Source organism: Campylobacter sp. BCW_4338 (assembly GCF_001763255.1).
Taxonomy (GTDB): domain Bacteria; phylum Campylobacterota; class Campylobacteria; order Campylobacterales; family Campylobacteraceae; genus Campylobacter_D; species Campylobacter_D jejuni.
The window spans coordinates 25,565-37,467 of record NZ_MJYJ01000024.1 but is presented as its reverse complement, the minus strand read 5'-3'; the positions used below and the strand labels follow the sequence as shown (position 1 = coordinate 37,467).

The 11,903-nt window shown below is 29.5% G+C and carries 13 protein-coding genes; 4 read left to right on the top strand and 9 right to left on the bottom strand.

Features of this window, described 5'->3' with window-relative positions:
- Positions 1–2: 2 nt before the first annotated feature.
- Genes AJN69_RS02230 through AJN69_RS02220 form a run of 3 tightly spaced genes read right to left on the bottom strand, consistent with a single transcriptional unit; the run spans position 3 to position 2,984 of the window.
- A complete protein-coding gene (locus AJN69_RS02230; RefSeq protein ID WP_002866696.1) occupies positions 3–1,166 on the bottom strand; it encodes a PLP-dependent aspartate aminotransferase family protein in 1,164 nt (387 codons plus the stop codon).
- Between the two features lie 12 nt (positions 1,167–1,178).
- Positions 1,179–2,618, bottom strand: a complete 1,440-nt coding sequence (gene dcuC / locus AJN69_RS02225; protein WP_053872847.1) for a C4-dicarboxylate transporter DcuC — start codon at positions 2,616–2,618, stop codon at positions 1,179–1,181.
- 3 nt (positions 2,619–2,621) lie between these two features.
- Positions 2,622–2,984, bottom strand: a complete 363-nt coding sequence (locus AJN69_RS02220; protein WP_002862060.1) for a RidA family protein — start codon at positions 2,982–2,984, stop codon at positions 2,622–2,624.
- Positions 2,985–3,150: 166 nt separating this feature from the next.
- Here AJN69_RS02220 and AJN69_RS02215 point away from each other — a divergent pair, with 166 nt between their 5' ends.
- Positions 3,151–3,810 carry a transcriptional regulator gene (locus tag AJN69_RS02215; protein ID WP_002862059.1) on the top strand — a complete coding sequence of 220 codons (660 nt, stop codon included), beginning with the start codon at positions 3,151–3,153 and terminating at the stop codon, positions 3,808–3,810.
- Here the strand turns inward: AJN69_RS02215 and AJN69_RS02210 are convergent.
- Positions 3,807–4,277: a Cj1386 family hemin-binding protein gene (locus tag AJN69_RS02210; RefSeq protein WP_002862058.1), complete on the bottom strand. Its 471-nt coding sequence runs from the start codon at positions 4,275–4,277 to the stop codon at positions 3,807–3,809. The genes AJN69_RS02215 and AJN69_RS02210 overlap by 4 nt on opposite strands.
- A gap of 56 nt (positions 4,278–4,333) precedes the next feature.
- Positions 4,334–5,758 (bottom strand): catalase, encoded by a 1,425-nt coding sequence (locus AJN69_RS02205; RefSeq protein WP_070287679.1) that lies wholly within the window; start codon positions 5,756–5,758, stop codon positions 4,334–4,336.
- A 170-nt stretch (positions 5,759–5,928) separates the two neighbouring features.
- Between AJN69_RS02205 and AJN69_RS02200 the strand changes: the two genes are divergently transcribed.
- From AJN69_RS02200 to fldA, 3 genes are read left to right on the top strand one after another with little or no spacing between them, the layout of a single operon-like run.
- Entirely contained in the window at positions 5,929–6,243 is a 315-nt protein-coding gene (locus AJN69_RS02200; protein ID WP_002870622.1) for a DUF2325 domain-containing protein, read from the top strand.
- Positions 6,244–6,245: 2 nt separating this feature from the next.
- Positions 6,246–6,941, top strand: a complete 696-nt coding sequence (locus tag AJN69_RS02195) for a hypothetical protein (protein WP_070286550.1) — start codon at positions 6,246–6,248, stop codon at positions 6,939–6,941.
- Positions 6,941–7,432: a flavodoxin FldA gene (fldA, locus tag AJN69_RS02190; RefSeq protein WP_002871975.1), complete on the top strand. Its 492-nt coding sequence runs from the start codon at positions 6,941–6,943 to the stop codon at positions 7,430–7,432. Before AJN69_RS02195 ends, fldA begins: the two co-directional genes overlap by 1 nt.
- Before the next feature lie 44 nt (positions 7,433–7,476).
- On the opposite strand, the gene AJN69_RS02185 is transcribed toward fldA, so the two are convergent.
- From AJN69_RS02185 to selA, 4 genes are read right to left on the bottom strand one after another with little or no spacing between them, the layout of a single operon-like run.
- A complete protein-coding gene (locus AJN69_RS02185) occupies positions 7,477–8,007 on the bottom strand; it encodes a hypothetical protein (RefSeq protein ID WP_002930951.1) in 531 nt (176 codons plus the stop codon).
- Between the two features lie 5 nt (positions 8,008–8,012).
- Positions 8,013–8,723, bottom strand: a complete 711-nt coding sequence (locus tag AJN69_RS02180) for a thioredoxin fold domain-containing protein (RefSeq protein ID WP_002855861.1) — start codon at positions 8,721–8,723, stop codon at positions 8,013–8,015.
- A 48-nt stretch (positions 8,724–8,771) separates the two neighbouring features.
- A complete protein-coding gene (gene selB, locus AJN69_RS02175; protein WP_070287678.1) occupies positions 8,772–10,577 on the bottom strand; it encodes a selenocysteine-specific translation elongation factor in 1,806 nt (601 codons plus the stop codon).
- Positions 10,574–11,896, bottom strand: coding sequence for an L-seryl-tRNA(Sec) selenium transferase (selA, locus tag AJN69_RS02170; RefSeq protein WP_070287677.1), 1,323 nt, complete (start codon positions 11,894–11,896; stop codon positions 10,574–10,576). Before selA ends, selB begins: the two co-directional genes overlap by 4 nt.
- Positions 11,897–11,903 lie beyond the last annotated feature (7 nt).

Sequence of the window (11,903 nt, the reverse complement as noted above, 5' to 3'; positions counted from 1 at the left end):
CCTTATTTTTTAATACTATCAAAAGCTTGTGTTAAATCAGCAATTAAATCTTTAGTATCTTCAAGACCTATATGAAATCTTACAAATGGTCCTCTTGCACTCCAATCTGTTGCAGTTCTAGGTGGAGTAGTTACGGTGGCTAAGCTTTCATATCCACCCCAGCTAGCACCAATTGAAAAGTATTCTAGTTTATCTACAAATTTAATAGCATCATCTTTGCTATAACCTTCTGTAAATTCTATGGTAATCATACCATTTGCACCTTTATGATCACGCATGAAAATTTCATGATTTGGGTGGGATTTGAGTTTTGGATAGAAAATTGTTTTAATTTCTTTTCTACTTTGTAAAAACTCTACAATTTCATCAGCACTTTTTTCATGAGCTTTCATTCTCACATCTAGTGTTCTCATACCACGAAGTACTAAGTAAGCATCATCAGGACTTGTTGTAAAGCCTAAAGCTTCTGGAAGTTTGTCAAAATTTTTCCATTCTTTTTCGTTGATTACTACTATACCCATGGTTACATCAGAGTGTCCACTAAGATATTTTGTAGCAGCGATAACTGAAATATCCACTCCAAGTTCTAAAGGATTTAGAAAATATCCACTAGAATAAGTATTGTCAATAGCTACAGGGATATTATGCGCATGGGCAATTTTGCAAAGTTTTGGTAAATCTATGACTTCATAAAGTATAGAACCTGGACTTTCACATAAGATAAGCTTGGTATTAGGTTTGATTTTTTCTTCTACATCACTTGCATCAGCTTTTAAAAAATCAATTTCAACTCCCATTTTGTCTAAAAATAATTCGCAAATCGTTCTTACAGGCCCATAAATTGCATCAGTGATTAAAAAATGTGCATCTTTGCTTGCATAGTTTAAAAGCACCATAGCTAATGCTGCAAGTCCTGTTGGGAAAAGTTGTGCTCTATAACCACCCTCTAGAGTGCAAATAAGTTTTTCAAGTTCAAAATTGGTTGTTGTTCCTCTAGCCCCATAGCTTAAAACACGATCTGTTTTTCTTAATTCTCTGTATTTTTGCCAAGTTGCGTGATCTTTAAAAAGTATGGTTGATGCACGCATAAGTGTAGGATTGACTGATCTTACTTCAGCGCCTTGATCGCCTCTGCCACAATGAATAAGTTTAGTTTTTGAGTTCATTTTTTATCCTTTTTAAAGATAGATATAAGTCATAATAACATTTACAATAGCTGCTACAAGCATAGGAATAGCTGTTCTTTTAACCACGGCAAAAGGACTTACTCTTGCAATAGCTGAGATAGCTAAGATCGCTGGTGCAATAGGACTAACACATCTTCCAAAGCCCGTCATGATTTGAATTGGTGCTATCATGGTGATAGTTTCAACTCCAAAGTGTTTTGCTATATTTGGGATAAGTGGAGCAAAACTAAAAAATGCTGCATTTCCTGAACCCATTAAGAAAGCACAAACTGCAAGCAAGATTGAAACGACGATAATAATAGCCAAAACTCCAAATCCTGCATTTTTGCAAAATTCTATTAAAGTATCTACAAAACCTACAGATAAAAGACCACTTGCAAATACTTGACCACAAACGATGAGTGAAACTGTGATAACAAATAAATGTCCCATTCCTTTAAAGAAAATCATAATAGAATTAAGAGTTTCTACTATACTTTTATAGCGTATCATTTCAAAAATAATAGCCACAAAAGTTGAAATCACCATTGCTACTGGAACATTCATTTTAATTGCGGTACTAGCAGCTGCTTTAACTTCTTCAGCGCTACTTATTCCCATTAAAACCAAGATGCTATCAAGCACGGAGCTAAATCCTAGGATTAAAACCAAAGGAATTATAGGTAAAATCGCATAAATTCTAGGAGGCTTTTTAAGTTCTTTTTCTTTGCCTTCATTTTCATTTAGTTCTTTTTCAATTTCTTGTGCATTGAAGACAAAATTATCTTTTTTGTCAAAAAATTTATTGCAAAGATATATTGCAATACCTACAGCTATAATGATAGGCAAGGTTGTAGGGAGTTGATAATGAACAAAATAAATTGCAGGATCAACTTCAGCTTTTTCTGAGGCCATGATCACATTTCCACTTCCAGGTCCATGATCGATATATTGACAAATAGCAATCACACTTAAGGCAGAAAGTTTTGAAACACCAGAGCGTACAAGTATAGGATACATAGTAACCATAAGTAAAAGTGCCAAGCCTGCGTGAGAAGGGATGAAAAGAACTAAAAATTGCACGATAAAATAAGCAACTATGAGTAAAACATAAGGAGATTTTACGGCTTTTAAAGGTTTTTCAAAAACTTTAAAAAGTGCATAAGAAGCCCCTACATGATCCATATAAGCAGAAAAACCTGCTATAGTCATAAGTGTAAGTCCAAGCCCTGCTAATGTACTTGACATGGTTTGATTAAAAACTTGAAAAATATCAAAAAAACCTAAATTTAAAGAATCTTTGGTAACAATGTGTGGAGAAAGTCCAAAAATAGCAGCTAAGGAAAGTAAAAGCAAGCCACTTAAAAGCAATGCCATGTGAGCATTGATTTTTTTATAAAGCATAAAAACAAGTAAAAAAATGCTAAATAGAGATAAAACAATACCTAGCATATTTTAGCCTTTTTGAGCGATAATCTCTATCTCTACTTTAGCTTTTTTTGGCAGATCTTTTACCGCAAAAGCACTTCTTGCTGGATAAGGATCTTTAAAAAATTCAGCATAAATTTCATTAAATGCTATAAAATCATTAATATCAGCTAAAAAGCAAGTGGTTTTAATCACTTTATCATAACTGATACCATTTTCTTCTAAAATAGCACCGATATTTTTCAAAGATTGTTTGGTTTGTTCTTTGATATCATGGCTTTCTATTTCGCCTGAATCAGGGTTGATAGGAAGTTGTCCTGATATAAATAAAAGTCCATTTGCTTCTCTGTAAGCTGAGTATGGACCAATAGCTTTTGGATAGTTTGACATGAATTCTCCTTTGTTGAATATAGATTAAGCAGAGTGAATTTTATCACTACAATAATAACTTGTCAATAGTTTATTATTATAATAATAAAATTTTATTTTTAAGAAATGTTTTAAAGTATAAAGAGTAGAATTTAATATTATATTAATTTTTATTGAAGGCGGTTTTATGGATGAGGGACAAAAACAACAATTTATAAAGTTGACATATTTTTTAGGAGAAGTCCTAGGTGAGCAATATGAGATAGTGTTTCATGTAATTACTGAAGATGGAGCTTATATTGCGGCAATTGCTAATAATCACATTAGTGGGAGAAGTTTAGATTCTCCCTTGACTGCTTTTGCAAGTGAGCTTATGCAAAATAAAAAATATTTAGAAAAAGATTTTTTATGTGATTATAAGGCTCTTGTTGGAAAATCAAAATTAATTAGAGGATCTACTTTTTTTATTAAAAATCATGATAAATTAGTAGGTATTTTGTGTATCAATCATGATACTAGCATTATGAGAGATTTAATATGCAAGATGATTGATTTAGAAAAAATTGGAGATATGGGTGATATTTTAGGAAATATTAGTTTTTCTCAAAATGATTCAAACATAGAAACATTAAGTCACTCGATAGAGGATATTTTAGTTCAAAGTGTAGATTCTAGTTATTTAAATTCTGATTATCAATTAAGTATTACTCAAAAAGAAGAAATTGCTGAAAAGCTATATGAAAAAGGTATTTTTAATATAAAAGGAGCGGTTCCTATCGTAGCAAAATTTTTAAAAATTTCAGAACCTAGTGTTTATAGGTATCTGAAGAAATTTAAAAAATACTAAAATTTTTTGATAAATTTTAGTATTTTTAGGCTCATTTTCTTTAAAAAATTATTTTTAGATTTTTTGAGTAAAAATTCTGCCACATCTTTGCGTCCAAACATAATAGCAAAAGTATAAGGTGTCATTCCTAAACCATTGTTTTCATCAATATTTGCTCCATACTTAACTAAAAGTTCACACATAGGTAAGTATCCTTTAAAACAAACTCCTGCTAATGGGGTTTGTCCACGATCGTTTTTTTCATCTACTTTTGCACCTTTTTCTAAAAGCATTTTAGCGCTTTCATAAGAATTATTATAAGCTGCAAGCATAAGTAAGCTATCGCCTTTATGAGTTTTTAAATTTACATTTAAACCCGCTTCTATCATGATTTTAAGATTTTCACATTCATTATTTCTTGCAAAATTAAAAGCCATTTTGCAAAGCTCTTCAAATCTTTTTTCTTCTTCTAAACTAAGAGTTGTCATTGTTTTTCCTTAATTATTATAATCTTTAGTTTGCCACCAAAAGTGGCAAGTAAAAATTATTTTTCTAAAGCTTTCTTAATTCCTTTTGCATAATCAGGTGAAATTTTTTCAAAATGTTCTAAAGCTCTAGTGATAATTTTTTCATCAACTCCTTCCATAGAAGCAGCGATATTATGAAAAAGTTGAGTTTTTTGATCATCATTCATAAGATTAAATAAAGCTCTTGGTTGAGTATAAAAGTCATTATCTAGTGGAGCATATCTTTGTGCCACGCCTTCTAAGACTAAATCAGGTTCAAGATAGCTTTTATCTTCTTTTGGGCTGTTATCATAGCTGTTTGGTTCATAATAAGCTGCATCATTTTTATAATTATCAAAATTCATAGCACCAGCGACATTGTAAGTATTCACTTCGCTTTTTGCACGATTTACTGGTAAAAGATGATAATTAGTTCCTATTCTATATCTTTGTGCATCAGGATATGAAAAAATTCTAGCTTGCAACATTTTATCAGGGCTAAAGCCAATTCCAGGAACGATATTGCTTGGACTAAAGGCAGCTTGTTCAACTTCATTGAAATAATTTTGAGGATTTTTGTTTAGAATCATTTCGCCTATATTCATCAAAGGTACAAGACTATGAGGCCAAATTTTTGTTAAATCAAAAGGATTAAATCCAAGTTTTTCTATATCTTTTTCAGCAAGAATTTGAACTTGAACTTTCCATTTTGGAAAATCTTTATTTTCTATAGCATTATAGAGATCTCTTTGATGGCTTTCTCTGTCTTTTGCTATAAGCTCAGCAGCTTCTTGGTTGGTAAGATTTTTAATCCCTTGTTGGGTTTTAAAATGGAATTTCACCCAAAATCTTTCATTTTTATCATTAATAAAACTATAAGTATGGCTTCCAAATCCATGCATATGACGATAACTTGCAGGAATTCCTCTATCACTCATAAGAATGGTTACTTGATGTAAGCTTTCAGGACATAAACTCCAAAAATCCCAAGCAGCATTATTGCTTCTTAAATGTGTTCTTGGATCTCTTTTTTGAGTATGGATAAAATCAGGGAATTTATAAGCATCACGGATGAAGAATGTCGGAGTGTTATTTCCTACCAAGTCCCAGTTTCCTTCTTTGGTGTAAAATTTAATAGCAAAACCTCTCACATCGCGTTCAGCATCTGCTGCACCTGCTTCACCTGCTACTGTTGAAAAGCGTAAAAATAATGGAGTAACTTCGCCTTTTTGAAAAATTTTAGCTTTGGTATAAGCACTTAAGTCTGCTGTAATTTTTATTTCGCCATAAGCTCCACTTCCCTTAGCATGAACGGTTCTTTCTGGAATTCTTTCTCTATTTTGATGAGCAAGTTTTTCAAGTAAAAGATAATCTTGCATAAGTAAAGGTCCTTTTGCGCCTGCGCTTAATGAATTTTGGTTATCGGCTATAATGTTTCCAAAATCGTTAGTCAATTTTTTCATTGTTTTCTCCTAAATAATAAAGTTTATTAATTAGTAAATTATATCTATTAAAAATTAAAATTAACTGAATAATTGCATTTTATTGATAATAAATTTCAAAATAAATTTAGTTTTTTTATATTATAATAATAATTATCAAAATATATTTTAAAAATCACAAAGGAGAATTTATGTCAGTTTTGGTTATTGGTGCAGATGAAATCACTCCTATTAGAGCTGTTTTACATGATTTAGGTGCTAAAAAAATAGAACACTGGGATGCGCGTAATGAAAATAGAGTTAATCGCAAGCCGATTCCTTGTGATACAGAATGTATAGTAATGTTAACAAGCTTTTTAAATCATAATACTATGAAAAAAATCAAAAGTGAAGCTAAAAAGCGTAAAATTCCATTAGTTTGTGCAAAAAGAAGTGTAAGTTGTGTGTATTGTGAATATTGTAAAATTTTTAATCTTAATAAAGAATTTTCTTGCTATAAAGGTTAAAGATGTTATTTGGATTTGATGATAAGCGAGAATTTATACCGCAAATTTATCGCTATTTAAACAATCAAGAGCTTATGTTGACTTTTTTAACTCAATATAATGCGAGCGTTGATAGCGCTCTAAAAATTCCTCTTTTATATGCAAAAAATACCAAGAGTTTAAAAATGATATTTGGAAATTTTTTACATGATATAATGCATGTTTCATTTGGTAAGATTCAAAATATAAATATCAAGCTTAATACATACGCTTTCTACTTTCAAAAAAGAAAAAGCTTAATTTTTAATACTAAAATATCTAAGAATATCGATCTTTTAAGACTTTTAAGAATTTATCTTTATGGCATTTGTTTTGATGCGCAAATTTTATTTAGCTCTTATGTTTATGATAAGGTTTCTTTTCAAAATAATGGAAAAAATATAGATCAAGATGGTGATCTTATTATAATAGATAAGAAATTTGCAATTTTACCACTTTGCAAAGAGATTAATATACATAATTTAAAAATTGAAAATGAAATTCATGGATTATTGGATTTAATAAAAGAAAATAATTTTGAAAAATTTTATATTGTTTGTCCGCGTAACAAAAATTTCACACATTTTATTGAAATAAAACATTTTTTGTGTGATTTAAACAAAACTATGTTAAAATTAGTTCCGTATAAAATATCAAATCAAATTATAAGGAGAAAATAATGTCAGTAGCAGTAATCTATGGTAGTGCTATGGGGAATACAGAAGGAGCGGCTAATACAATTGCTTCAAAACTTGGAATTAGCGATGTTTTTAATATCTCAGATATTGATGCATCTAAAATAAATTCTTACGATAAATTAATTTGTGGAACTTCAACTTGGGGAAGTGGTGATTTGCAAGATGATTGGGATGGTTTTGATTTTTCAGGGCTTAGTCTTGGTGGAAAAACTGTAGCTGTATTTGGTATGGGTGATAGTGAAAGTTATTCTGACACTTTTTGTGGCGGCATGGGTAAATTAGCTCAAAATTTAAAAGATGCAGGTGCAAATTTGGTGGGAGAAGTTTCAACTGATGGTTATACATTTGAAGCAAGCGATGCGGTTGTAGATGGTAAATTTGTTGGACTTGCTCTTGACAATGATAATCAAGAAGATCAAACTGAATCAAGAATTGATGCTTGGGTAGAACAAATTAAACCTTATTTTGCTTAATAATTCTTAAAATCAAGAGTCTTTATACTCTTGATTGTCTTTTCTTAAAAATAAAAAAAACTCACTATTTGATTTATAATTTTATTTTCTAAAGATAATTGACAGCGTTCTTTATTTCCAAGATAAGCCGTTCTTGCAAGAAGACTTGTTTTTTGAGAATTGTGATTTTTAGAGTTGATTTGTAAATTAACCTGCATAGTATAGTAGTTTTCCACCATCCATTCTCCATCGCTTTCCAAAGGATCAAAATCATAAAAAAATCTTGCTGAAGTTGTGATTTTTTGAGCATAAGAATGCTTTTTCATATCTACAAGATTGATTAAAATTTCATAATCTGCATTCTCTTTTACTTCTTTTAAGCCTAAATTTTTAAGTTTTAAAGCCAAATCTCTATCCAAAGTAGTTTGAAGTTGGCTAGGATTTTGAAAGGAAATTTTAAAACTTTGTTGTTTTTGTGATCTGATAAAAATGCCTTCATTGCTTGTTTGAATAAAGCTTTGTATGAAAGTTGCATTGGTGCAAGCACTCATAAAGAGTGCTATAAAAAAGCTTAAAATTAAAGCAAATTTAGACATTAGGTTTATTTAATAATAGTTGGAGTAGCGCTAAGACCTAATGAGCGATATTTTTCATATAAGGAAAAAACTTCTTTTAATTCTGCATCACTTACTTTTGGATAATTTTTGATATTTGCATCATAGTATTTGTTTAAAATTGCGATTTTTTCTTTATCATTTTTTGCTTTTTTTGCTTCTTTGTAGATTAGAGCGGATTTTTCAAAAGCAGATTTTCCATGTACTGGAGTTAAAATATAATTAACTTGATAGTTTTTAAGTTCATCATCAATTTGAGCTAAATGTTCTCTACAATAAGGGCATTCAGGATCCGAAAAAACATAAATTGCAGGTTTATTTTTATCTCCCAAAGCTATTACCATGGTTTCTTTTTGTGCTACAGCTTTAGCATTTTTTGTAAAATTTTCTCTTGCTTCTTGAAATTTTTTCATTTCATATTCTTGAGCATAAGAAATTCCCGTTTTCAAGTCGATAAGATCAGGGGTAATAAGACTATCTTTTGTAAAAAGAATGTTTTCTTGTTTTTGTCCATTTAATTCAACGCTTACAATAACACTTTCAAAACCCGTATTACCAACCTTTTGACGATTTGATACACTAACGGTAGCATTTGGAAATTGTGCTTTAATGCTTTTTGAATAAAAATCACTAATTTCTGAATTACTTGCAGCAAACAAAGATGCTGAACAGGCAAGAATTAAACTTAATTTTTTCATAGTTTATAAATCCTTTAAATAAATTATGTTTAATTCTATAATGATTTTCTAAATGTTTGTTAAAAATCTTTTTTCAGCTTCTTTACTTACTTGAGGAAATTTGTCTAAGTATTCTAAATAAGCAATAGCATATTTTCTTGAAAGATTAAAATATTCTTTCATACTTTGCACATCAAGACTTTGATTTTTTAATAAATTTAAACATTCTTGCATAAGTTTTTCAAGAGCTTGTTTTTCTATAAAAAGATTGTGTGAAAGTCTTACAACCAAGCCTTTTTGGGTAAGTTTTTTGAGTATATTATCTCCGCTTTTTCTATCAAGTTCTAAAAAATCATAAAGATTATAAGGAGCTTCGGGTTTAATACCTTGTTTTTTTAAAATTTCATACATTTGGTTATTGTTTTTTTCTTGAAGTTTTTCAAAATCTATACCTTTTTTAAAATAAATTCCATTTTGAAAATCCAATAAATTTGACATTTCTTTAAGCCCAAGTTCGCAAAAATTTTCACTTGCCCAAGTAATCCTTAAGGCTAAAGAATGTGCTGAAAGCATGGCATAAGGATTTTTTTCAAGTATGAATTTGATGAAATTTTTAATTTCTTCTAGACTTTGTAAATGATATACATTAAGATTTTTTTCATCGACAAATACTTGATTTAATTCTTTTGCTAATTTCAATGCTTTTTGATGAGAGAGTTTAAATCTTTGATAACTTGAAAGCAAGCCAAAGCCATATTTGTGTGCGTCTTTTAAGAAGGAAAAAGCCGCTTTAAAATCTTTATTTTTCAAAAACATTAAAAATTTATTTTTTTGTTCTTTTTTTAAAGGTTCGCTTAAAGGATTTAAAACCCTACCACCGCCTATAACACGATTGTTTTGTAATAAAATAAAAGCCTCATCAAAACTTAAAAATACATTTTTATCAAAACTAAAATGCACAAAAAATTCATCATTTTCTAGTTTTTTTAATATATTTATTTTGCATTCTATTTGTCTTGAACCCACGCAAAAAATCATTTTGCTATTTTGTAAATTTTTTGCTTTAACTAAAGTATCGCATTCTTTAAAGGCTTTAAAATAACCTTTTTTACTTAGTAAATAACCTTTTTTTAACTCTTTATAATCACAATTTAAACTTAAAGCCACACGGTTACAAGCTTTGATTTGCTCTAAATTAGTATCGTGGTTTTGTATATTTTTAACAATGAGTTCTTTTTGAGTGTCTAAACAGATGATTTTTTCATTTAAAGTGATGCTTCCTTCATTAAGACTGCCTGTAACGACAGTTCCTATGCCTTTTAGAGAAAAAACTCTATCGATATAATAATGAAAAATCAGTTCTTCATCGTTTTCTTTGTTTTCTATGGTATAAAGATAATTTTTTAATTCTTCTATACCTTGATTATTTTTTATACTGGTGTGAAATGCTTTTAAAATGGGATAATCTAAATTTTTTAACTCTTCTAAAATTTCTACACTTTTTTGCTCTATATTTTCACAAAGATCGCATTTGCTAAGTACTAAAATAATATTTTTAATATCAAGAATTTTTAAAATTTCTAAATGTTCTAAACTTTGTTCTTTTAAACCCTCGTTAATATCTACAACAAACAAACAAACACTAAAGCCAAAAGCTCCACTTACCATAGTTTTAACCAAATCTTTATGTCCTGGAACATCGATAAAAGAAATGTTTTTATCTTTTAATTTAAGATTTGAAAAACTTAAATTAATGGTGATTTGTCTTTCTTGTTCTTCTTTTAAACTGTCGCCTTCAAAACCATTTAAAGCTTTAATGAGTGAAGTTTTTCCATGATCAATATGTCCTGCAGTTCCAATAATAACAGATTTCATAAGTTTTCCATTTGATTGATTGTAAGAATAAGTTTTTGAAGTTCACTTTCTTGTATAGTTCTAAAATCAAGAACAAATTCATCATTTTCAATGCGTCCTATGATATTTTCTTTTCTAAATCGAGTTTGTAGTTTTAAAGCATCTCCTTGAAAAGTTAGTATATAAGTATCTAAACTTTTATCAGGCATAGAACCTCCACCTACTAAACTTTTGCTTTTTTTAAGCTGGGTTTGAAAATTTAATTCTTTTTGCACTCTTAAAGCTTTTTTTTCTATAAAGGATAAGTCATCATTTAAAAGTTTTAAGGTAATAATTTTTTCATAATCTTTTTGCAAATAAGCTTTTAAGCTTTCGTTTAAAAAAGATAGAGTTAATTTATCCACTCTTAGCATTCTTAAAAGTTGATTTTGTTTAAGCTTTTCTATGAGTTCTTTTTTTCCAAGTATAATGCCCGCTTGCACACTACCAAAAAGTTTATCTCCGCTAAAACTTAAAATATCACATTCTTGCACGAGTTTTTTGATTTTAGGTTCATTTTTAATCAGTTTTTCGTTTAAATTTTCACACCAGCCAGAACCTAGATCATAATAACTCAAAAGCCCTTTTTCTTTTGCTAGTTCATGTAGATCTTTTATATTTACTTCACTGTGAAAACCCATAAGAGAGAAATTAGACTTGTGGGTTTTTAAAATTAGAGCGGTATTTTCACTGATAGCTTGTTCATAGTCTTTTAAGTGTGTTTTGTTGCTAGTTCCAACTTCGCAAAGCTTTACACCTGCAGCTTTTATTACTTCAGGCACGCGAAAACTGCCACCAATTTCTACAAGTTCTCCTCTTGAGCTTATGACTTCTTTATCATAACAAAGAGAATTAAGTACTAAAAAAACTGCCGCAGCGTTGTTATTGACTACTAAAGCATCTTCGCATTCAAAAAGCATTTTAAGTTTTTCTAGCACCAAAGCATAGCGAGAGCCTCTTTTTCCATTTTCTAAATCAAACTCTACATTAGAATAATTACAAATGATATCTTTACACGCTTCATAAAATTCTTCATGGATTACACTTCTGCCAAGGTTTGTGTGTATAACGACTCCGCTTGCATTAATCACACTTTGTAAGTCTTTGCGGTAAAAAGTTTTGATTTCTTTTTTGATTTCTAAAAGTAGTTTATCTTTAGAAATTTCATCTTGGGAAAAATTTTCTTTTAGTTTTGCGACAACTTTTTTACAAAAAAATGCTTTGATATAAAAAGGATAGGATTTTAAACTCTCATCTTCAATAAGAGTGTTAATCTGCGGAAAAGTTCTAAATTTGTTCATCTTAAGC

Coding starts and splice junctions, on each gene's coding strand:
- AJN69_RS02205 (WP_070287679.1), bottom strand. CDS start 5,758: ATGAAAAAATTGACTAACGATTTTGGAAACATTATAGCCGATAACCAA.
- AJN69_RS02210 (WP_002862058.1), bottom strand. CDS start 4,277: ATGACAACTCTTAGTTTAGAAGAAGAAAAAAGATTTGAAGAGCTTTGC.
- selB (WP_070287678.1), bottom strand. CDS start 10,577: ATGAAATCTGTTATTATTGGAACTGCAGGACATATTGATCATGGAAAA.
- selA (WP_070287677.1), bottom strand. CDS start 11,896: ATGAACAAATTTAGAACTTTTCCGCAGATTAACACTCTTATTGAAGAT.
- AJN69_RS02215 (WP_002862059.1), top strand. CDS start 3,151: ATGGATGAGGGACAAAAACAACAATTTATAAAGTTGACATATTTTTTA.
- AJN69_RS02230 (WP_002866696.1), bottom strand. CDS start 1,166: ATGAACTCAAAAACTAAACTTATTCATTGTGGCAGAGGCGATCAAGGC.
- AJN69_RS02180 (WP_002855861.1), bottom strand. CDS start 8,723: ATGAAAAAATTAAGTTTAATTCTTGCCTGTTCAGCATCTTTGTTTGCT.
- dcuC (WP_053872847.1), bottom strand. CDS start 2,618: ATGCTAGGTATTGTTTTATCTCTATTTAGCATTTTTTTACTTGTTTTT.
- AJN69_RS02195 (WP_070286550.1), top strand. CDS start 6,246: ATGTTATTTGGATTTGATGATAAGCGAGAATTTATACCGCAAATTTAT.
- AJN69_RS02185 (WP_002930951.1), bottom strand. CDS start 8,007: ATGTCTAAATTTGCTTTAATTTTAAGCTTTTTTATAGCACTCTTTATG.
- AJN69_RS02200 (WP_002870622.1), top strand. CDS start 5,929: ATGTCAGTTTTGGTTATTGGTGCAGATGAAATCACTCCTATTAGAGCT.
- fldA (WP_002871975.1), top strand. CDS start 6,941: ATGTCAGTAGCAGTAATCTATGGTAGTGCTATGGGGAATACAGAAGGA.
- AJN69_RS02220 (WP_002862060.1), bottom strand. CDS start 2,984: ATGTCAAACTATCCAAAAGCTATTGGTCCATACTCAGCTTACAGAGAA.